The 22,242-nt window shown below is 42.7% G+C and carries 19 protein-coding genes and 1 tRNA gene; 8 read left to right on the top strand and 12 right to left on the bottom strand.

The window, feature by feature from the left end:
* Positions 1-2: 2 nt before the first annotated feature.
* From fruA to Q4519_RS01155, 5 genes are all read left to right on the top strand, one after another.
* The gene (gene fruA / locus Q4519_RS01175; protein WP_303508643.1) at positions 3-1,739 is read left to right on the top strand and encodes a PTS fructose transporter subunit IIBC; all 1,737 of its coding nucleotides are present in this window, start codon (positions 3-5) and stop codon (positions 1,737-1,739) included.
* Positions 1,740-1,862: 123 nt separating this feature from the next.
* The gene (locus tag Q4519_RS01170; protein WP_303508641.1) at positions 1,863-2,975 is read left to right on the top strand and encodes a J domain-containing protein; all 1,113 of its coding nucleotides are present in this window, start codon (positions 1,863-1,865) and stop codon (positions 2,973-2,975) included.
* A gap of 14 nt (positions 2,976-2,989) precedes the next feature.
* Positions 2,990-3,487: a hypothetical protein gene (locus tag Q4519_RS01165; protein WP_303508638.1), complete on the top strand. Its 498-nt coding sequence runs from the start codon at positions 2,990-2,992 to the stop codon at positions 3,485-3,487.
* A gap of 44 nt (positions 3,488-3,531) precedes the next feature.
* Entirely contained in the window at positions 3,532-4,497 is a 966-nt protein-coding gene (epmA, locus tag Q4519_RS01160) for an elongation factor P--(R)-beta-lysine ligase (RefSeq protein ID WP_303508635.1), read from the top strand.
* A gap of 9 nt (positions 4,498-4,506) precedes the next feature.
* Complete coding sequence (locus Q4519_RS01155) at positions 4,507-4,728, top strand: hypothetical protein (protein WP_232801382.1); 222 nt, start codon at positions 4,507-4,509, stop codon at positions 4,726-4,728.
* 31 nt (positions 4,729-4,759) lie between these two features.
* On the opposite strand, the gene Q4519_RS01150 is transcribed toward Q4519_RS01155, so the two are convergent.
* Positions 4,760-6,712 (bottom strand): GGDEF domain-containing protein, encoded by a 1,953-nt coding sequence (locus Q4519_RS01150; RefSeq protein ID WP_303508631.1) that lies wholly within the window; start codon positions 6,710-6,712, stop codon positions 4,760-4,762.
* 339 nt (positions 6,713-7,051) lie between these two features.
* On the opposite strand from Q4519_RS01150, the gene Q4519_RS01145 reads away from it, so the two are divergent.
* Positions 7,052-7,309: a DUF4404 family protein gene (locus tag Q4519_RS01145; protein ID WP_232801380.1), complete on the top strand. Its 258-nt coding sequence runs from the start codon at positions 7,052-7,054 to the stop codon at positions 7,307-7,309.
* Here Q4519_RS01145 and Q4519_RS01140 read toward each other — a convergent pair.
* The 11 genes from Q4519_RS01140 to rsgA all read right to left on the bottom strand — a co-directional run bounded on the left by Q4519_RS01140 (position 7,306) and on the right by rsgA (position 21,265).
* Positions 7,306-8,151, bottom strand: coding sequence for a hypothetical protein (locus tag Q4519_RS01140; RefSeq protein ID WP_303508627.1), 846 nt, complete (start codon positions 8,149-8,151; stop codon positions 7,306-7,308). The two genes, Q4519_RS01145 and Q4519_RS01140, sit on opposite strands and share 4 nt — an antisense overlap.
* A 128-nt stretch (positions 8,152-8,279) precedes the next feature.
* A complete protein-coding gene (locus tag Q4519_RS01135) occupies positions 8,280-8,771 on the bottom strand; it encodes a response regulator (protein WP_303508624.1) in 492 nt (163 codons plus the stop codon).
* The gene (locus Q4519_RS01130) at positions 8,771-10,693 is read right to left on the bottom strand and encodes an ATP-binding protein (RefSeq protein WP_303508621.1); all 1,923 of its coding nucleotides are present in this window, start codon (positions 10,691-10,693) and stop codon (positions 8,771-8,773) included. The genes Q4519_RS01135 and Q4519_RS01130 overlap by 1 nt, the downstream gene beginning before the upstream one ends.
* Before the next feature lie 131 nt (positions 10,694-10,824).
* Positions 10,825-12,693: a methyl-accepting chemotaxis protein gene (locus Q4519_RS01125; RefSeq protein ID WP_303508619.1), complete on the bottom strand. Its 1,869-nt coding sequence runs from the start codon at positions 12,691-12,693 to the stop codon at positions 10,825-10,827.
* A gap of 172 nt (positions 12,694-12,865) precedes the next feature.
* The gene (locus Q4519_RS01120) at positions 12,866-13,000 is read right to left on the bottom strand and encodes a hypothetical protein (RefSeq protein WP_303508617.1); all 135 of its coding nucleotides are present in this window, start codon (positions 12,998-13,000) and stop codon (positions 12,866-12,868) included.
* A 248-nt stretch (positions 13,001-13,248) separates the two neighbouring features.
* A complete protein-coding gene (locus Q4519_RS01115; RefSeq protein WP_303508615.1) occupies positions 13,249-13,428 on the bottom strand; it encodes a hypothetical protein in 180 nt (59 codons plus the stop codon).
* A 93-nt stretch (positions 13,429-13,521) separates the two neighbouring features.
* A complete protein-coding gene (locus Q4519_RS01110; protein WP_232801375.1) occupies positions 13,522-14,928 on the bottom strand; it encodes a DASS family sodium-coupled anion symporter in 1,407 nt (468 codons plus the stop codon).
* Between the two features lie 81 nt (positions 14,929-15,009).
* Positions 15,010-18,333: a miniconductance mechanosensitive channel MscM gene (mscM, locus tag Q4519_RS01105; protein ID WP_303508610.1), complete on the bottom strand. Its 3,324-nt coding sequence runs from the start codon at positions 18,331-18,333 to the stop codon at positions 15,010-15,012.
* A 70-nt stretch (positions 18,334-18,403) separates the two neighbouring features.
* Complete coding sequence (locus Q4519_RS01100) at positions 18,404-19,315, bottom strand: DMT family transporter (RefSeq protein ID WP_303508607.1); 912 nt, start codon at positions 19,313-19,315, stop codon at positions 18,404-18,406.
* Complete coding sequence (gene asd / locus Q4519_RS01095) at positions 19,299-20,150, bottom strand: archaetidylserine decarboxylase (protein ID WP_303508606.1); 852 nt, start codon at positions 20,148-20,150, stop codon at positions 19,299-19,301. The genes Q4519_RS01100 and asd overlap by 17 nt, the downstream gene beginning before the upstream one ends.
* Positions 20,151-20,221: 71 nt before the next feature.
* The gene (gene rsgA, locus Q4519_RS01090) at positions 20,222-21,265 is read right to left on the bottom strand and encodes a small ribosomal subunit biogenesis GTPase RsgA (protein ID WP_232801371.1); all 1,044 of its coding nucleotides are present in this window, start codon (positions 21,263-21,265) and stop codon (positions 20,222-20,224) included.
* An 87-nt stretch (positions 21,266-21,352) separates the two neighbouring features.
* On the opposite strand from rsgA, the gene orn reads away from it, so the two are divergent.
* Both orn and Q4519_RS01080 read left to right on the top strand, forming a co-directional pair.
* Positions 21,353-21,898, top strand: a complete 546-nt coding sequence (orn, locus tag Q4519_RS01085) for an oligoribonuclease (protein ID WP_232801539.1) — start codon at positions 21,353-21,355, stop codon at positions 21,896-21,898.
* Positions 21,899-22,173: 275 nt separating this feature from the next.
* Positions 22,174-22,242: transfer RNA gene (locus Q4519_RS01080), tRNA-Gly, on the top strand.

The raw sequence follows: 22,242 nt of genomic DNA, 5'->3' as shown, positions 1-22,242 counted from the left end.
ATATGAATATTGCAATTATTACCGCTTGCCATAATGGTATCGCCAACAGCTTTATCGCGGCAGGACTGTTAGAGCAAGCTGCCAAAACTCTTAATTGGTCAGTCAGTGTAGAGTGCCATAGCCAAGTCAGTGAGGTTGCTCCGCTTACTCAAGCACAGATAGCGGCAGCTGATTTAGTGATTGTTGCGGCGAGCGTTGAGCTCGATTTAACTCGCTTCGTTGGTAAAAATGTTTATCAATCCAGTGTTGAGGCTTGTTTTGAAGATCCCAACGCTTACTTAGCCCTTGCTAAAGAGCAAGCCAAGCCGCTAGCACAATCGCAAATTGTGGTGTCAAACAACGACACAGCAAAGACATCGATGAATAATCAGGCTCGTATTGTTGCGATCACGGCTTGTCCTACAGGCGTCGCTCATACTTTTATGGCGGCAGAGGCCTTACTTGCTGAAGGCCAAAAGCAAGGTCATCAGATTAAAGTTGAAACCCGCGGCTCGGTGGGGGCAAAAAATCAACTGACAGAAGACGATATTACCCAAGCTGATTTCGTGATTATTGCTGCCGACATTGAAGTGGACTTGGCTCGATTCCAAGGTAAAAAACTATATAAGACCAGCACTGGTCTGGCGTTGAAAAAAACCGAGCAAGAAATTAAAAAAGCTTTTACAGCTGATGTATACCAACATCAAGCTGGCGCTAGCTCTTCTCAAAGTAACAGTAATAATGAAAAGTCCAGTGTTTATAAGCATTTAATGACAGGTGTATCACACATGCTACCGCTGGTGGTTGCGGGGGGGTTACTGATTGCTCTTTCGTTTGTGTTTGGCATTGAGGCATTCAAAGAAGAAGGGACATTGGCCGCAGCGTTAATGACTATCGGTGGTGGTTCGGCGTTTGCGTTAATGATCCCCGTTTTGGCTGGCTTTATTGCCTTTTCTATTGCTGATCGCCCAGGCTTGGCACCAGGTTTGATTGGTGGCATGTTGGCCAGCAGTATTGGGGCCGGCTTTTTAGGCGGGATCGTGGCTGGCTTTTTAGCGGGTTATTGTGCCAAATTTTTAGCGGAAAAAATTTCGTTACCAGATTCGATGGCAGCATTGAAACCGATTTTAATTATTCCTTTAGTAGCGACGCTAGTTACTGGCTTAGTAATGATTTATGTGGTCGGTGGACCTGTTGCCGCCATGATGTCGGGATTAACTGAGTTTTTGAATAATATGGGCTCAACTAATGCCGTTCTATTAGGTGTGTTATTGGGGGCGATGATGTGCTTTGACTTAGGTGGACCCGTTAATAAAGCGGCTTATACCTTTGGTGTCGGCTTATTGGCTTCGCAAACTTATTTACCGATGGCTGCGATTATGGCGGCGGGCATGGTCCCTGCACTTGGCATGGGCTTAGCCACTTTTATAGCGAGATCGAAATTTGTTGATAACGAACTACAAGCCGGTAAAGCTTCTTTTGTTTTGGGCTTGTGCTTTATCTCTGAGGGGGCGATTCCGTTTGCAGCTAAAGATCCAATGCGGGTGATCCCTTGTTGCATGGCTGGTGGCGCATTAACGGGGGCGTTATCTATGTTGTTTGGCGCAAAATTAATGGCGCCTCATGGTGGTTTGTTTGTGTTGTTGATCCCAGGTGCAATTAGTCCAGCCTTATTATACTTGGTCGCGATAGCAGCGGGCACCTTAGTGACAGGTTTAGGTTATGCCATGTTAAAACGCAGTGATCGTGTTGTTGCCTAAGTTATCTAATTTACACCGCCACTTATCAGTGGCGGCGCTTCTTTAATTGCTCTAAGCTTTTGTCTTACCTAGTTCTCCGTTACCATTACGTACCTTTTCTCAGCAAGTTAAGCCCAGTTTACTATGCCCAATGTTGTGGATCCTCAAGCCCCTGCCTCCCTTTCGATACCTGAAAATAGCACTGAATTGGTCGGTTTTAGTGATCCCGAAGTGCCATTGCTACTTCAGCAAGTATCTGAAATTGCTCAACACCAGCAGCAATTAGGGCAAGATGCCGATTTGATTTATCAAGGCTTTATGGAGGAACTGGGGCCCGCTGAGCAAGCTTTGTTGCAACTAAAGTGTCAGCAACTCACCCATTTAATTGGTTTTGTTGCCGACAAAAGCTTAGTAGACCAAGAGCACCAGACGCTAGTTACTTGGCTAATACAAGATATCACGACATTGGGTGAGCATGTATTTATTCCTCAAGATCAAGAGCAACAGTTATGGCGAGAGCTTACTGAAACGTTTTTGGGATATTGTCAGCGTAAAGGTGGCATTCCAGATGGTCAGACCTTAGCTAATTTGCAGCAATTACTCGTAAAGCTAACGGGTGTTGAGACACGATTTGATACCGGCTTACTACTGGAATTAATGGCGCAACCCGATGGCTTGCAAGCAGTTTTAGATGACTGCAACCAAGGAGAGGAAGCTGAAGGCTCCCATGACAGTGAAAGCCAAGACACAGCAAATAAACAGGATGACACTGAGCTGGCGGACAGATTGTTTAAAAATAAAAAAATCGCCAAAATCTATAAGCGCTTAGCTAGCTTATTACACCCTGATAAAGAGCCAAATGAAACAGACAAGCAAGTCAAACAAGTGTTAATGCAACAATTAGCTGACGCGAAAAAAAACCGCGATGTACTCACATTGTTACGCTTGTATCAGTCACATGGCGATACTCAAACCACCCTTGATCAAGTTACGTCTAACGACCTTGCTACATGGCTAAAACAACAAGGTGTGCAATTAAGTCAGATTTACCAGCAGACATTGATAGCGGATACTCCTAAAATGTGGGCTTGGCGACGATTTGGCCATAGTAATACACCTGTTGAACAACAGCTAAAGCAACAGCTTAAACAACTTGAAAAAACTAAAGTACAATTAAAGCAGTTTGTTGATCAGGTGACGGGCCCCGCACAATTGCGCGTGGCCTTACAGCAGCGCAATATTGCGGAAAAAAAATAGAATGAGGAACCAAAATGGCAGCATGGCAGGAATTTTTTGATTCAATGGGAGACGGCTCGAGCGTTTCACAAGAGCTGATTTTTGGTGTCGGTAAGGCATTTTTAGCAGAGCAGCTAGCGGCTTATTTGATTAAAGAAGGTAAAGCATCAGGCTCTTTTGAACATGATATCCAGCAAGCGGCTAAGTTGAATGATGCAGAAACAGGCTATCGTTTTTGGTCAGTGTTACAGCATTTTGAGCAACAGTCTTGGCGTGTGCGTCAAGGGTTGCAAGTAAAGGGATTGCGCTTTGTTAATACCATTGAAGAGCTGCAACAATATAGTGGCAGCCAAGTGTTACCCACTTCTACCCTTAAGCTGAAACGTAAGCAACGTTTAGCGTTAGCCTATGCTTTGACTTGGGAGCACTTGCGCTATTTGGCTGGCGCAGAAGATGAGCAAAGCCCAAGTGCTGAGTTATTTACGCGATTTGGTGTCAGCCTAGATGAACACGAACATGAGCACGCACATTAGTTTGACGATCGGATTTGGCGTTCATATATATATAAGGATAAAGGATGAACTGGTTTCCAACTACATCGATGTCGGCGTTGGCACAGCGGGCGCAGATAATGGCTCAAATCCGCCAGTTTTTTGCTGAGCGAGATGTACTTGAAGTCGATACGCCAGCCATGAGTCAAGCAAGCATTACAGACGTCAATTTATTTCCTTTTACAAGTCAATATGTTGGTCCAGGAGCGGCCGTAGGCGAAACCTTGTATTTGCAAACATCTCCCGAGTTTCATATGAAACGATTATTAGCAGCGGGAGCTGGCCCAATTTACCAAATTTGTAAGGCATTTCGAAATGAAGAATCGGGGCGTTTTCATAACCCTGAATTCACTATGTTGGAATGGTACCGGCCTGGTTTTGACGACCTTGAACTGATGGATGAAGTTGAGCAACTATTACGCCTCGTTTTACACTGTGATGTTGCTACGCGTTTAACTTATCAGCAAGTTTTTGAGCAATGTTTACAGTTTGACCCCTTAGCAGCTGACTTGGCTGAGCTAAAACAAGTGGCGAGTGAACAAGGTTTTAGCGAGATTGCTGCCAATGAAAACAGTCGTGACACCTTGTTACAATTACTGTTTTGTATGGTGATTGAGCCACAGATTGGCCAAGATGAACCTTGTTTTATTTATCAATTTCCCGCTTCTCAAGCCGCGCTAGCAAGACTGCATGAGCCTGATAACCGGGTAGCAGAGCGTTTTGAGGTTTATTATAAGGGGATTGAACTTGCTAACGGTTTTCATGAGTTAACTGACGCAAAAGAGCAATTGTCGCGTTTCAAGGGGGATAATGCACTGCGCCGAATAACAGGTAAGCCTGAAATGCCAATTGATTATTTATTGTTAGCGGGTTTAGAGCATGGCTTGCCTCCTTGTGCTGGGGTGGCGATGGGGGTTGATCGTTTAATTATGCTTGCTTTAGGTGCTGAGCATATTGAGCAAGTGATAGCGTTCCCTGTTGAGCGTGCATAGGAAGGTGTTATGCGATTAAGAAAAGTAACAGACTCTCACTTCGGACAAGTTTTACGCATTGCTTACTGGCTAGCGGTATTAGTCATTATTTATGCTGGACAAGGCTTTATTTCAGATCCTGAGTTAGATTGGCTTGCTACTGCAGGAGTCATGATTATTGCATTCCCTCTTTATATTTGGGGGATTCAAAAAATAAAGGGCCAACAAGTCGATGATGAGCATATCGAATAAAAGTAGCCTGTTATCCTTTGCTTGTATCTGATTAGCGGATAATAACCTGATTTTTACCCGCTTGTTTCGCTTGGTACATGGCCTCGTCGGCCAGCTTCAGTTGCTGGTTGATGTCCATATGCAAGGTATCACGGGTTACAAAGAATATACCTATACTTGCAGATACAGAAAACTCAGCCTTTCCTTTACGACAAGGTTGGGTGAGTGCGGTCAAAAGTTTTTGTGCTAGCTTTTGTAACACTTCAATACTATGACAATGTTTTAATACCAGTACAAATTCATCGCCTGCTAGTCGTGCGGCAAGATCGGTTTGCCTAATATTGTCACGCAGGCGTTTGGCAGTTTGTTGCAGTAACAAGTCACCCGCATCATGACCATAGGTATCATTAACTTGTTTGAAGCCATCTAAATCTAAAAAGGCGACAGCGTAGTTTTGCTGTTTATGTTGATGGTTTATTTGAGTGCGCTCTAAGCTTTGCATCAAGTGAGCGCGATTAGGTAGGCCAGTTAGTTCATCATGTAAGGCTAGCTTCTCTAGTCGCTCTATTTGATAGCTATCTCGCAGATCGATAAGTTGTAAAATGCTGTACTCTTTTTCCCCTCTTTTATCAAAAATCGCGGTGTAGTTAATTTCGAATGGAATTTTCACATTATTGATAGTTAACATTTCTTTGCTCTGCCAATTTTTCGGTTGGCTGAGAATATTGTTTAGTATCTTTAATTGGAGCGGATCAGGGATAATTTGTTGTAGCTCTCCTCTGATCTCTTGGTTCGTTTTTTTATTCTGCAGCTGAAGTAATTTGAGCATGGCTGGGTTGCTCATTTGCACAAAATTACGGCGGTCTAAAATCAATACGGCGTTGCGATTCGCTTGGAACATTTTTGCGGCTAACTGAGTTTGTCTCGCGGATGTTATTTCGCTGGTAATGTCTTCTAATGCTAGCAGTAATTGGCTGGCATGGCCTATTTGATTGAGGCGGGTAGCTGTAAAGCGAATATGTTTTGTTTTGTTGTTGACGGTCAGCGTCAACTGGTTGCTGTATTGATTGTGTTCACCACTAAAGATGAGCTCGAGATCATTTTTTTGTTCCAAAATTTGCGGGATGAACTCAGGCAAGAATAGATCGATAATATCATCTTCTTGATCTTCAATTAAATTATAGAAAGCTTGGTTAGCGCGTTTGATACATAAAGTCTTATCCAGTACCACTAAGCTATGTTGCACCGTTTCTATGATTGTTTCAGCAAAGGCTTTACGCTTCTCTAATTGAGCCACGGTTTCATTTTGATACATTTCTCTGGTTTTAACTTCTTGTAATAATGCTTCAAAATCCTGTTGAAACATTTCCAGTGGGTAGTATTTGTGTGCTTTTGGGTGGGTGCCAGCATTAGGTTTAAACTCTCGCATCAGGAAAGCCAACTGTTGAACAAATTGGCGATAGAAGCGTTGATGACAGGAAATAAAAAACATGCTTAAGAAAGTAAATAATAAACTAAGCACAAAACCAAAGTAGAGGCTCTTCTGAGCATGAAATAATGCATCCTCAAAAGAAATTTGCGTGTATAGATAGCCTTTTATCCTGCCATTAAAAACAATATCTTGTTTTAGCCAGTAGTCTTTTTGCAGCAATGACGTATCTTGGTTTAAGTTTGGCGGCGGTGTTTTTTGACTAAAAGGCCAAGAATGGATTTGATTGAGTTGTTGATCAAAAATAACCATCTTGGTAATGCGTTTATCTTGGACTAGGTTATTGGTTTGGTTAACAGCATTACCGACATTACCTTGCTCTAAGTCGACACTTAAGCGTTGCGCCATTGCATTATTTTGAAATTGGTAGTTTTGTATTTGTAAGGTTTTATTGTAGTTAAGCTGATATATCGAGAAAAACAGGCTAAGTAATAGCATGAGTCCGAGGATCACCAGTGGCGTTAACCACTTTACAAAGTGGGGACGATCTGCAGATGGTTTTGATGTCAGGCTCACTTTAGTGCTCTCTTCTGGACTCATCGAACAAAGTAAAGGGAAAGCCAAGTTCTCCCTCAGGTAAGAACCTACTATTTTTGATTATTTTCAAACAAATAAACAATGTTTTTTGACCTATATTGATAGTTTTATTTATGGCGATTGATCAAATGAAGCTAATTAAAGGGTATATGATAGCGTTTCTAGCTAATATTTAAGCATGAGTTAGAGCATAAATGTGTGGGCATTACCGCACTCTGTCTTGTTAGTTGAGGTGAATCCTATTATTGTGAATAGTCGCAGACTTTTATTCTATTTGACAGCTATGATAGAAACAATATCTGGTTGAGGAGTTAGAAGATGAAACAAAAACTAACGCAAGATCTAGAGCAGTTGGATCAAGCTATTAAGCAGGCTTTTCCAGCCGATGAGTGCACAGCAGCTAATTTACGGCAAGTAGCGGATGAAATATCCCTCGCCATTCAAACGGGTCATTCACCTCAGCAACAAGTTGAAGAGCAGCTAGAAGTAGAGTTACTTAACTTTGAGCAAGCTCATCCCCAGCTTAGTCAAGCAATTCGTAATCTAATGAACACTTTAAGTGGAATGGGTATTTAATCTACTGCCACTGTGTGCCGTTGCAAATTAGCTAAGGTGGTATTGTACTGTAGCGGTGAAAACTGCTGCAGTAAATAAGACGATAAGCGCTGCGATAGCTGGCGATCATTTGTTTCTAAGCTGAGAAAGCTAGACTCTTCCTCTGGGCTTAAATGCAAAGTAAAGTACTGCTTACCATTAAGCCCATTCACTGAATAGCCCATTGGTTCAAATAACCAATCATTCAGGTGATAATTTGCTGCAAATTGCTTTAATCCTAATTTGTGTTGTAGCTCTGATTTGTTAAACAGGCCTTTCTGAATAGCGGCAATATGTGGCCCTTTTAGTTTAGATAACTGTAGTTTCTCGCTGGTTGCTGTTGAGTGTGCTGCTGTCGCTGTGAAATATCTAAATTTTCTATTTTGACTATGGCCTGCTCCACCTAGCTTGGCATACAGTTGCTGGGCGTCTTGTACAAATTGGCTTAGTTGATATTGTGGTTGCTGCTCTTGTTGGCGTTCAAAGTCTAGGATAGTGATGTTTTCAACGCCAAAATATTCAATCAGGGCGGTAGCCGTCTGCACTAATGGACAATTTCCACATGTCACCAATATTAGCCGATGTGGAAAAACGAATAAGCTCGATTCCGATAAGACATAAGCATGACAGTGTGGATTTTTTAGCTGAGTAAGAATTGTTGCGCCACAATGATTAAGCTGATGTTGCCAGAAATCATCTGCGTATTGCAATAAATTAACTTTTTCAGCTGTGTTAGTAGTTGTCTTTAAATGTAGTTCTAATCGCTTTTCTGCGGCTTCAAAAAAGAACGGGATACTCATCTTCATACTTAATTCGCTGGACATATCCGCGCTATCATACCTTTTATCAGCCGAATTCAACAATTTGATTGTTGAGCATTGGCAGAAGTTAACTGATTACAATTTAAGCCATTTTTAGGGGGCCTTTTTGGTTCCCTGCTGCTAAACGGTAGTTATAGGCTCTGGCGCCTAGCATGGATTGCACTAAATATTTTTTCAGCGTCAAGGCCGCGGGCGTAGCGCATCAGGTCAGGCTCATTTTCTAATATAAAATCAGTAAGTAACTCTTGTACATGGGCAACTAACTCATCTCCTTGCCAAGGTTTGGCGATGTAAAAATCTAAGCCGCCATGGTTGACAGCTTCTACTGTGGCTTCAAGCCCTGCTTGGCCGGTAAGCAGTAATTTTTTAGCTGCCTTATGAGTTTTATCTTGGTTAAGCTCAACAAGAAAGTCGACCCCTTGAGTGCCGGGCATCATATGGTCACAGAGTATTAATGCTAATTGTTGTTGGTTCTGTTGCATTTCAGTTAATAGCTCTCTTGCTTCTTCGACACTTTGCGCGGCTTCAATATCGAACAAGTCACCTAAGGTATCAAGGTCGGCTAATACACTGTCGAGCACTTCGCGCTCGTCGTCAACACATAGTAAAACGTACTTATTCATCACGCCTCCTGCTCATTTTCTGCTCTGGAACGCTGCTTAATATCGGGGTTGATTACGGGTAAATACACTTCAAACCGAGTGAAGTGAGATTGTTCCTCATTGTTGCTAATGACCTTTATCTCGCCATGATGGCGTTTTACAATTTGCTGACAAACGGTAAGGCCAATGCCTAGGCCAAAATTACCTTCTCGTTTGGTGGTGTAATTAAGCTCAAATATTCGCGCCTTTTTATCTTCAGGAATGCCAATACCATTGTCTTCAATGCTGATACACACAAAATCTTTTTGCTGTTTGCTTATGGTGTAGCTGTGAAGTTTGATCTCCCCCTCGCCTTGAGTGGCGTCGATAGCATTGGCGATCAAATTAGTCCAAATTTGTTGTAATTCGATCGGGTGACATTGAACCTGAGGTAGCTCACCATATTCTTTAATCACTTGATAAGATTTTAGCCTGTTTTCAAAGATCACTAAGGTTTCTTCTAACCCTTCATGTAAATCGGAAAAGACGGCTTGCTCGATATCTTGACCAGCATAATGTTTAAGCCCTTTTACTAGGTCTGCGATTCTTTTAGCGCAAACATCAATACTACGGAGAAAGTTACCAACTAAATAATAGGTATCGAGTTGTTGGATGGTTGCTGCTAACTCAGACCCAAGGGGGGCGAAATGTTGAGCAAATTGCTCGGGGCTGTCGAGTTGCATTTGCACCGCTTTGCGCGCCAAGGCATTTGAGCCAAACAGCGGAATGGCTGCTTTAGTTTTTTGTCTAGTAATGGCCGTTGATAAGGGCGTTATTTTCATTGCATTGTTTAACGTAGCCGCGCCGAGCTGACGTAAGTTGGCGCTAATTTCTTGTGAGACTAAGTTGGGGACTTTTAGTTTTAAGGTGTCGGCACCACGCAGTATTGCGGCGACGGGATTATTCAGTTCGTGGGCGATACCTGCTACTAGTTGCCCAAGTACAGCCATTTTTTCGGTTTCAACTAGCTGTGCATGAGCGGCATCAAGTGACAGCAGGGTGGATTGTAATTTTAACTTGGTAATGATGCTACTTTGTAAGCGGCGATTAAAGTTTCTGAGTAATAAGTGGGTGAATGGCCCAAGTAGTTCACTGTTCGATTTCATTAGGGTTGCGAATTGGCTTTTTTCTAGTTTGATCACTTCGGTTCCCGTTAAAGTGATACTGGTAGTAAAAGCGGGCTCACCGGTAATAAAGGACATGCCGCCGACCATAGAGCCTGCGCGCATGATGGTGACTTCTTGCTCTTGCCCTGCCGCAATATGTTTTTTTAACTGCACTTCGCCATCAGCGATGAACCAAAGGGCATTGTTATGCTCACCTTCTCGGGTAAGCAAATGGTTCTTGCTGTATCTCCGACAAACATGGTGTTCATCATTGTTACTAAATACTTTGTATAGGGCGTTGATGACTAAGTTAGATAACTCACTATCTGAATACAGGCTGTAATCTAAAAATTGCCCTTGCAGTGGAATAGAAGCCGATTTTAGCTGAGTGGTATCTAACACATCAGCGTAATGAGCCAGCATTTCATCTTTCTGTTGCAAAAATTGGCTTAGTTGTCGTTTAACTGTTTCCAGGTTTACTTGATCGGCAGTGAGAACCTGGTCGACTCTGCCTTGATTTATAAGGTTAATCAATAATGCGGGATCATTAGGGTTATATACCAAGCATTTTGGTGGGGAATGCAATTGCGTTTGAGCGACTAAAAAAGCCTGTGTTTGTAGGCTGAGTTCACTGATCAGCATTGCAATAGGCTGATCTTTTGTTAAATGAGTACTCGCTTGCTGCACGTCACGAAACAGTAAGATATGAAAATGCGATGCTAAGCTGCTTAAGCTAAGTTGCATATTGAGCAGTAGGTTCGCATCGCTGTGAATACATACTATGGCGTAATGTCTCATAACATACTTTAATTGCTTGATGTATGTTGAGTATATAAACAGTGAACTCGGTTTAATTTGAGCTAGGTGGGAGTTTGTAAAACTTTTCTAAGTGGCGGCATTAAAATGCTCGCCACTCAGTGATAACCAGATTAAACCTTAAAACTGCCTACTTGAGTATTTAAATGAGTTGAAATTTGATTAAGCTCTTGAGCACGAGCTAGAGAGGTTTCTGCTTCATGGCTTAATTGATCAGAGACATCCTTAATGGCTTGGGTATTGCGACTTACTTCTTCTGTTACAGAGCTTTGCTCCTCGGCTGCACTAGCAATTTGAATCGCCATATCACTGATATGTGTAATGCTTTCGGTAATTCGCTCTAATGCTTTAGTTGCTGCATGAGCATCTTCAACGCCCATTTTAGCTAAGCCCTCGTTTTCATTCATGGTGGTTACTGCGTTTTGAGTGTTGCGCTGCAGGGTTTCAATCATATTGCGAATTTCAACAGTGGAGCTGTGGGTGCGCTGTGATAACACTCGTACTTCATCGGCTACAACAGCAAAGCCTCTGCCTTGTTCACCAGCTCGTGCAGCTTCAATCGCAGCGTTAAGGGCTAATAAGTTGGTTTGTTCGGCTATGCCTTGAATCGTCGATAGAATGACGTTGATATCTTGAGTGTTTTTTTCAAGCTCTTGAATAATACCTGCTGCATCCTCAACATTTGCTGCTAAGCTTTCAATTGAGCTTTGGTTACGTGCGATGATGTGTTTTCCCTCATCACAGCTATCTGCTGAACTTTTCGCTGCACTGGCGGTTTGTTCTGCGTTCGAAGCGACTTCAGTGGCGGTAGCAGACATTTCATGAACCGCCGCCGCTATTTGTGATATCTCGCTTTGTTGTACCGACAGCTCTTTACTAGAGACTTGGGCCGCGGTGCTTGCTGCTTTCGCTTCGGTCGCTAAGTGTTCCGAGGTGCCAACGATGTCGGTGACCATTACGTGTAAGCGGTCGACAAATGCATCAACACTTTTACCTAACATGCCTATTTCATCATTACGGGCAAAGGCTATTCGCTTAGTCAAGTCTGCATCACCAGAAGCTAAATCTTCAAGGGCGCTTACAAGTTGTCCTAAAGGTTGTAATAACTTGTTTAATAGGAACAGGGCAAGGGCACCGATGACTAATACTTGAATGATGCTGGTGATCATTGAATCAAATATCAGCTTACCTACTGCTTGTAATGCATGTTCTTTTTCTGAAATAACAATGAAGTACCAATCTGAATCAGCGATTGCTTGGACATTGATAAAGTTTTCTTGGCCGTTAATTAATACTGGGCTCAGTGTGGTTTCGCTAGCAATTCGCGCTAGCTCACTTTGAGACAGTTTTGGGTTTAAGTTAGTGATATTTTTTAGGGTTAGGCTTTTGTCAGGGTGGGCAACGATAACCCCTTCTTTATTGGTCAGCATGGCAAAGCTACCAACCTGCTTAAGCCCTTCAATGTTTTTCACTACTTCGTCTATTGAAACATCCGCTGCGATAACGCCATTAGTAAATGCTTTTGATAGTGAAATAACCAGCTCACCGCTGCTGGCATCTTCATAAGGCTGGGTCACGATCGTTTGGCTGGCAGCTTGCGCTTGTTTATACCAATCACGTGTTCGAGGATCATACCCTTCGGGTAGCGTCTCCTCTGGATTACTCATTATCATCTCACCTTGGACAGTGGCTAAATAGGCAAGAGATAAATCGCCGGCTTGGGCGGCATTTTGTAATTGAGGTAAGGGGTTTTGGCCTTGTGCTATGGTGTTGGCTGCTGCTTCTAAAATTCGTTTTTTAGTGTTTAGCCAGAATGCAATGCCATTGGCTTCTGATTCACTTAAACTGGTTTGATGGCTTTTTAGTGAAGTCAGTGTTTGATTGGTCATTTGACTACTAAGTAACCAAATCTGTAAGCCCGTTATAGCCAAAATGATGGCCGTAACGGCAATCAGCAATTTTTGTTTTATTGATAATGCCATAAACCTAAAATCCTTCTATTTATTTTTATTTAAAGGTTTTAACTAAGTTAATGATTCTGCGAATATTGAGTGAGTTAAGATTTATATATAGTAGATTTAGAATAATACGATGTCTAACATGAGTGTGTTGCCTTGTTCATGTATTTGGCATTTTTATGCGGCTTATTATGCTTTACTTAACAAGTTGTTGTAATTCTCTAATTGTTTGCTCAATTATCAGCTGGTTACGTTTGACTACTTCAATATCTGGGTGTTGCGGTTGAAAGCTGGCAAATAATTGTGTTTCGGCTCGGATCATCTCTTCCATGTTTGCTTGCTGTTGCGTGGTTAGCTCTGTTTGTTGGGTGTTCTCTTCAATGTAAGGTGCGGCAAAAGCACTCAGCTTTTCTCTATGTAAGTGATAGCTAAGCCAAGCACTTGCTATGCTGTGACCAGTATTTAACCAAGTGGGTATATCTGTAAAACCGTGTTGTGTGGCTACTTGTTGTTCGATACCGAGCTGGCGTGTGTATTCAGCTAGGTGTGTTGTGGTGGTGATACTGCCATTGACTGGTACTAGAGTAAGAACTCGGTTTTGCGCCCCTTTACCAGAGGTGCTAAGCCATGAAGACTTTGACTAAAGGTTTTAATGTCTTGATCAACTAGTGCGGCGAAGCCTTGCTGGGTGTTAAATAGCAGAAATAAACAGACAATTTTGGTTAAGGTAAAGGATTTGGTTAACCATAGATACAACATAGTAAGTGACCACTTAGTGACCCAAACAACGGTAAAATATATGTGGCTAGAGTTGCTTGGGTATAGCTGTAAGTAAGGGGAAAACCGCGTGCGCTAAAAGAATAAATATAGACCAAGATACATTAATCCTAGCCCGATTATACCTACAATGCCGCCGCTTTTGAGTAAATCTTTGGTTTCAATAAATCCGGTTGAATAAGCTAGGGCGTTTGGTGGTGTACTAACGGGTAAAATCATACCCAGCGAGGAAGAAAATGCCACTACCATTAACAGCTGTGTTATGCCGCCACCTTGGGCTGCTGCTGGCAGGGTGGTCGCTACCGCAGCGGCAATGGGCATAATTAAGTTGGCGGTAGCAGTGTTAGACATAAAGTTCGCCATCATATAACAAGTTACTGATAAACTTATAATTACTAACCAAGTGCTCATACTGGCAAAGTCGATGCTGCTGGCTAATTTAACGGCTAAGCCACTTGTGTCAAGGGCCATGCCCATGGCGATCCCGCCCGCTACAAGCCAGAGCACGTCCCAGTTAATCAGCTTTAAATCTTGCTTGTTAATAACGCCAGTTAAAGTAAACACTGCGAGGGGAATAATGGCAACGACGTATGCATTCATGCCATGTAGTTGCGTCGTTAACCACAATAAAATCGTGCAGCCAAATGTGAGGTAGACCACCCAAGCGCGCGGCGTTTGTAAAAATGTGCCCTCTAGTTTTAGTGGAAGTTCTTTTTCTTTAGCTGGGTACATGTAACGCAGTAGAAACCACGCGAGTGTGAGTTGGATCAGAACAAAAGGTAAGCCTACCATCATCCATTGAGCAAAGGTAACCGCGCCTTCGGGTAAATATTGCAGCGCAATGGCATTCGGAGGTGTGCCGATTGGTGTGGCAATTCCGCCGGTATTCGCCGCAATGGGAATAGCAAGTACTAACCCTTTTGCGCCTAAGTCGCCAACTGGTGCGGTTGCAACAATAGGCCCTAGAATGGCTAACATCATGACAGTCGTGGCGGTATTACTCATAAACATGGAGAAGATGGCTGTGATGAGCATTAAGCCAAGCATGACAAAATGTATTTGACGGCCAAAGGGCTTAAGTAATACACGGGCTAAGTTGGTGTCTAAATCAAATTTTGAGGCGGCAATAGCGAGAGCAAAGCCGCCCATGAACAAGATGATAATAGGTGATGAAAAGCTAGCAAAAATACTGTTGTAGCTGAGTAACTCACCAAGGGGGGTGGTGGCTGAATCATGGCTGAAAAAGTTGAGCCCTTTATCTGAAACCATGACGACTTCTAAGGTAATAATCAAAATAGAAGTGGCGAACACAGGCACAGGCTCTAAGATCCACAGCAAAGCGGCAAGCACAAAAATCGCGATAATGCGGTGTTGTACCAAGGTGAGCTCAGGCAAGGGCATTAGCTCACTGGGTAGCGCTAAAATAAGTAATGGAACGCTGAAACAAACTAGCGTGTTGATTAACTTCTTCGATAGTTTCATATGCAGACCTTAATTATAGTAGCTCAGGGATAAACTCTACCAATTATTAGGTAGGCTTAGCTTGCTGTGCTGCACATTTCTTTAGCTAAACATTGGTTTATTTTTTTGGTCAAAATCGGGCATGCCATCCTTAATATGAATGTCGAGTTGCGGGTAATCAATAATGATACCAGCGGCCTTAAAGCGAGTGTTTATCGCGCTATATAATTCATGGGCCATGGGCATTCGATGTGCCATTTCATTAACGTAAACACGCGTTTCAAAGTTTAATGTGCTGTCACCAAAACCGACAAAGAAAACTTCTGGTGCGGGCGTTTCAAGCACTAAAGTACAGTCATTTATTGCGGCATAAAGCTCTCGTGTTACTTGTTGGGTGTTTGACCCATAAGCGACGCCTACTTTAGTGATCACTCGAGTAATAGGGTCGGAAAGTGACCAGTTAATAAATTGCTCAGTGATAAAGGCCTTGTTAGGCACAATAATTTCTTTTCGATCCCAGTCGATAATCGTTGTGGCTCGGGTTTTAATCTTGGCGATGGTGCCGGTTAAGTCGCGGATGGTAACGGTATCGCCGATGCGAATGGGTTTTTCAAACAGGATGATTAAGCCAGAAACAAAATTGGCGAAAATTTCCTGTAAACCAAAGCCTAAGCCAACGGTTAATGCAGCAACCAGCCACTGGGTTTTCGACCAATCAACACCGAGAAAGGCACAGCCGACCAACACTCCAACGAGAATAACAATGTATTTGGTAAGAGTGGTAATGGCAAAGCCGGTACCAGGGGCTAAATCAAAATGTTGTAGGACTAATAACTCTAAGGCGCCGGGTAAATTTTTCACCACTACAAACATAATTGAAATAGAAAATACTGCAAAAATAACATCCTGCAGGTTGACTGGATTGAGCGTGTCGATGCCATTAATGCTGGAAGATGAGCTCCAAATCGTTACTCCCTCTAAAAATGAAAAAGCAGAATAAATCTGTGCCCAAAGATATATAAGCAGTAGGGTGTAGCTGAGGGTTAATACGGTGCGTAATAGGCCTAAAGATTGTGCACTAATGGTTTCAAGATCGATCACTGTATCTTCAATGTTTTCCAATATGCCTTCATTCTTGCCTGAATCGCCTTGATCTTCTTTTTCGCGTTGGGCCAGTATTTCTGCTCGTTTGGCTTTTGCTCGATCAAAGGCTAAGCGGCGTTTTTGAATGAACATCCAACGATGAATTAAAAAATAGCTAAGTAAAAATACCATGCCAACAAGCACTGAAAATTGTACTTGTTTTAGCAGTGCATGGGCTGTGTAGAAATAGCCCATTAACGTGGCTAGTACGTTTACTATTGGGCTTATAGCTAAAATAGGCCAAAGCACGTGATGCAATAAATGAGGATCTTTGCGGTTTTTATTTTTATAAGTTAATGGCAACTTTTCTTGATAGATTTGCCAATAAAACCAAGCTAGAGAGAGGTTTAAAGTAATGAATGCTAGACGGCCTAAGCTGGAATAAACCACCAGCTCTTCAAAGCCGGTGGTGAAGTTATAAAATCCTAAGCAGGGTAGGGCAATAAATGCCATTGTTCTGATGTAGCTAAAGTTTTGTTCAACTCGTTGTGGTGCCCATTTAAAATGAGCAATAAACAAGCCGTTTTTTCTTGCCATATTTTTTACCAGCAAAAAACACCACAGACCAATAGCAAAAGGATAAAGCGCATAACCGATATTTTGCGCAAAAGGATACTGCCAGCTAGAGTCGAGTAAAAAAGCCATGCTACCAATGAGTAGCGGTACTGGAAGTGCTAATAAAGCTGAAAGTAAGACGTTGTTAAAGGTATAGCTGAACTTATCCCTTGTTACTTTACCTACTTGATCGGCACTGCTCTTTAGGTAAGGACGGAAAAAGCGATTGGATAAGTACCAGCAATATAGTAGTAGTGAAAAACCAACTATGTACAACAGCCAGTATTCGCTTACCGCTTCTTGGATAGCAAATGGTATTTGTTGCGTGTTGTTAGTCGCGAATAGCCAAGCGATTGATGCCAGCGTATCGGCAATAAAATTAATATTGATGGCTTTAGTGTTGGGGGTCCAAAATAGGTATTGACTTGCGATATCGCGAATTTGGCCTAGTTTAGAGCTCATTTGGCTATAGGCGACTTTTAATTTAGCTTGTTCATAAATGTAGTTTTCGCTTACTGATAGCAGTTGTGTTAACAGTTGTTTACGCACGCCGAGTAGGGCATGAAGATCGTTTTGTTCGGTGCTACTGAGGGTTTCTTTGCTATCTTCGAGAAAAGTGCTGGCTGCTTCGTTTAAATGTTGTAGAGGGTCCAAAGCTTGCTGATAGGCATATTTGGCTAGTCGCGCTTCTACAATTGTTTGTTCGGCTGCCTCTAATGGAGGAGGGTTCGGCAATTGTGTAAGACGTGCTCTAAGATTCTCACCAAAGGCATTAGACACCTTTAGCCACTCAACCTGTTCACGAATATTGCTGACAGCATTGTTAATTTCCTCCATCTGCTTAGCCACTTGGGTTTGTGTTTGTAAGGTAACCTCCATGTCTTGAGTTAGAGCATTGAGCTGCTCGCTATAGCCTTGGTTCTCCTCAAGTAACATTTGCAATAGTGGTGAGGTAATTTGTGTATTTTGGGCGATTTTTTCGCCCTTTGCGATGGCATCTTCGGTAGCTTGTTTGCGTATGTTGCTAAGGCCTTGCTGTAGTGTGATGCTGTATTCTTGAAGCGCGGTAATTTTTTGGTTGAGTAAAGTACTTTCTAAGCGATATAGCTCATTACGGTTACTGGCACTAAGCTGGCCTAATTCAAGAGCTAAAATTTGATTTGATAAAGCCGCCTCATGAACCTGACTCTGTACCAGTAAAGCTTGTGAGATAGGATCGTCTTGCGCGCTGAATTTTTGAATATCTAGCTTGTGTTGTAAGCTGACTAATTCATTTCGCAGCGTATCTATTTTAGGTTGAAAACCTGATAGTTGATGCTCGATTTCTTCCGCTTGTAGTTGCTTGTCTAGTTGTTTGCGTTTTAAGCCTGATAATTGCGAGGTGCGCATTGCCAATTCTTCTTCAAGTGCGGTTTTTGACCAATTGCTTGGGTCTGCATATTGCTCAGGCTTGAATTCATCGATCTGTTTTTGTAGCAAGTTTGATTGATATGGAAAATCATCCATGACTTTCTGGTATTGACGCGCTTTACTCGAAAATGTTTCCGCTTGTTCAAGGTAATCAATGGTTTTTTGATAAGCGTCTTGCAAGCTTAACTTTTCACTTGATTCCGGCTCACTTGCTAAGGCGTCAAGCTTATCTTGCAATAACGCCTTATCGGGGGAAGCGGCAAAAGCGTTAGAAATTAGAGTCAGACAAAGTAGTAATGAGACGAAGAGTGATTTCAAACCTAATTCCTTTTCATTTTTGGCAACCTGATAATAGACCAGCTAATTATTGCTTTAAAGTGAGAGTGGGTTAGCGGTTACGATTTTTTAGTGTTTCATAAAGGGCGCCCGAAAGAATGAGGGCGCCGCCGAACAATGTTTGCGAAGTTGGCATTTGCGCTAAAATAAGTGCAGCTAAGATCATGCCATATAGAGGTTGCAAACAAGAGATAAGTGCCACACTTGATGCAGTTAAGTAGCGTAAAGACGTAACTAGCAGCGTATGAGGTAAGGCGGTAAATAGGGTCCCTAACAGCAATAGTAACAGCAGACTAGATGATGTTGGTAGGCTCCAATTCATTCCTTGATTATTAACAAGTAGTAAAGGTAACAGCAGTATGCAGCCAACTAATACTTGATAGAGCATGGTCTGAGGGCCGTTATACTGCGAAAATTTGTGCTTGTAGAGTAAATTGCGAGCGGCAAATAGCATCGCCGAAAACACACCCAATAAAATGCCCAGACCTGCGTCACTGAGTGGATTTTGCAGTGGCAGCATCAGTATTATGCCCAGCAACACGATCAAGGCGCAAATAACATCATTTAGCTTGGGTTTTTGTCGTAACAGCAACGGCTCGATGAGGACGGTAATAACGGGGTAAGTGTAAAGGGCGATCATGCCTGCGGCCACACTTGACCATTGCATAGCATAAAAATAGGTTACCCAGTGGAAGCTGACTAACACACCCAAAATTATTGCGGTTTGATAGTCTTTGCTATTTCTTAAACGAAATCGTTGCCCGGTGAAACTTAATACTAAGGCTAAAAATACGAAAGCCACGAGGCAGCGATAGAAAGTGATATCAAGAGCAGGTAGGGGCACCAGTTGTGAAAATAGCCCGGTGCCTGCAAGTAAAATGACTGCTATGTGTACCGATAACAATCCTTTACTTGGCACTGTGTTTTCCTGCTCGGTTAGCTTTGAGTTATTGATAGTTTGCAAACACTTCACCCAAGCGCGTTGGTGCGCCCGGCGTCAAGTGCTCTGAAAACGTTACTGTATCTTTCGGGAATAGAGCAACAATGGTGCTACCGAGCTTAAAGCGGCCCATTTCTTCACCTTTTTCTAAGGTAATGTTTTGTTCACTGTAATCCCAAACTTGTACTTGCTTACCGTTAGCGGGAGCCACAGTGCCTGCCCACACGGTTTCAATACTGGCAACAATGGTTGCGCCGACTAGCACCATGGCTAGTGGCCCTTTGTCGGTAGAAAATATTGCGACCACGCGTTCATTGCGCGCGAATAAATTAGGTATATTCTCAGCGGTTAGAGGATTAACCGAAAATAGGTCGCCGGGTACAAACAGCATTTTTTCGAGCTTCCCTGCCACCGGCATATGAATGCGGTGGTAGTCTTTTGGGGCTAAATAGATATTTGCAAAGCAGCCTTCATCAAATGGCGCAACGTCAATATCAAAACCTCCAAGCAGCTCGCGAGCACTAAAGTCATGGCCTTTCGCTTGGAAGATACGGCCCTGAGTAATTTGACCTACTTGACTCACCTTACCATCGACAGGCATCGATAACTGGTTTTCATTGGCCAGAATGGGGCGAGCGTCTTCTTTTAACGCACGGGTGAAGAAATCGTTAAAGGTTTTGTAATTACTTGGGTTGCTATCTAAGGCTTCAGCCATATTTACTTGGTATTTTTTGATGAAAGCTTCAATCAAAAAGGTGGTTAAACCGCCCGCTTCGGCGCTAGCAAGTTTGCCGAGTAAGCGCGACAGTAAATGCTTAGGTAAAAGGTATTGGCCGGCAATTTTTAGCTGATCTAACACTGGATAGTCCTACTTCTAATTCAAATAATGAGTGTGGCGATGCGTGTTTGCGCCGCTGCCACCGATTTATTTTAACGTTTATGCTCTGGGATCACGCGAGTTGGCTTATTCTCAGCCATGGCATCGGTGATGCGTAAATAACTTTGATAGCGCATGGGGTGGATCTTACCACTTTCTGCCGCGGCGACAACGGCGCAGCCGGGGTCGGTTTTATGCTTGCAGTCACGAAATTTGCATAAGCCATTAAGGGCTCGTAACTCAACAAAACCATCAAAAATTTGTTGTGGCTCTAAATGCCAAAGGGCGAATTCACGTATTCCTGGGCTATCAATTAAATCGCCGCCGCTAGGGAAGTGATACAAGCGTGCTGTAGTAGTTGTGTGTTGGCCTAAACCTGAGTTCTCTGATACATCACCAATGGTGGCCGCTACTTCAGGCATTAGTGCATTGACCAATGATGATTTTCCGACGCCAGATTGACCTACAAAAATGGTAGTTTTGTCTTTAAGTAAGCCTTGAATATTGTCTAATCCTGACTTTTCATGAGCTGAGCTAAGGAATACGTCATAGCCTAAATCACGATAAATTTGCAGTGTTTTATCTAGTTCAGCAAAAGCGTCATCGTCAAGTAGGTCGACCTTGTTTAACAGGATAACAGGTTCGATACCTGTTTCTTCACAGGCGACTAAATAACGGTCGATGATGTTAGTTGAGAACTCAGGGAGAACTGCCGAGACAATAATTATTTGATCAATATTGGCGGCAATGGCTTTAATGCCATCGTATACATCAGGCCTTGTGAGAACGGTTTCTCGTGGATGCACCGCTTCGATGATGCCATTTAAGCCTTGGTGTTGTTCATTACCTGGACGCCAAACCACTTTGTCGCCCGTCACCAAAGATTTAATAGAACGACGTAAATTACAACGCTGAATGTTACCGTGCTCATCTTCAATATCAGCATGTTGACCAAAACGACTAACAACCACGCCTTGAATCGGTTGACCAAGGAGCGACTCGTCCAACTGTTCGATTTCAGTGGTTTTTAAGCGCTTGGTTTGGTTAGCTCTGACTCGTCTTGCTTGGTTATTGCTTAAGCGTTTTTTTTTGGTCACTTGATACCTTTGGTTTGTCTCGAAACTGAAAGGGCGTATGATACAGATATTATGATTAAATTACTGCATTTATACAGGTAGACAATGATGAGCACGAATGAAAATAACCTTGTTTGGATCGATTTAGAAATGACGGGTTTAGATCCCGAGCAACACAAGGTGATTGAAATTGCTTCTATTGTCACTGATAGTGAGTTGAATATTCTGGCTGAAGGTCCGGTGATTGCTATTCATCAATCTGAAGCTGAACTGAATAAAATGGATGATTGGTGTACTAACACGCATACAGGTTCAGGCTTAGTTAAACGAGTACAGGAAAGTACATTGAGCGAAACGGATGCGGTTGCGATGACGTTAGACTTTCTAAAAGATTGGGTTCCTGCTGGTAGCTCACCGATGTGTGGCAACAGTATTGGCCAAGATCGCCGCTTTATGGTTAAACATATGGCCGATTTAGAAGCGTTTTTCCATTACCGCAATATCGACGTGAGTACAATTAAAGAGCTAGGGCGCCGCTGGGCTCCTGACATGGTTAAAAGCTTTAAAAAACAAGGTACTCATTTAGCCCTTGATGATATTCGTGAATCTATTGCTGAATTAGTGCATTACAAGAAACACTTTTTTACGTTTTAGGCTGTGCTTTGATTGTTTTGTGAGCGAACGGTTTTTGTAGTAAAAAAAATACTTGCATTGATTTCAAAGCTCCTTATAATCCGCTCCCCGTAAGCACTTCAACAAAGCGCTTACGTTATGATGCAGTAGTGACTCAGCTGCCTCGTAGAGAGACGCAACCTTGGTTGTGACTTTCTAAAAGTATGAGTTAATTGTGATGCGGTACTAGCTCAGCTGCTTCACAGAGAGACGCAACCTTGGTTGTGACTTTCTAAAATATGAGTTAATTGTGATGCGGTACTAGCTCAGCTGGTAGAGCGCAACCTTGCCAAGGTTGAGGTCACGAGTTCGAGCCTCGTGTACCG

Source organism: Motilimonas sp. 1_MG-2023 (assembly GCF_030547455.1).
Classification (GTDB): domain Bacteria; phylum Pseudomonadota; class Gammaproteobacteria; order Enterobacterales; family CBDFNC01; genus Motilimonas.
This window is presented reverse-complemented; position numbering and strand designations above follow the sequence as displayed.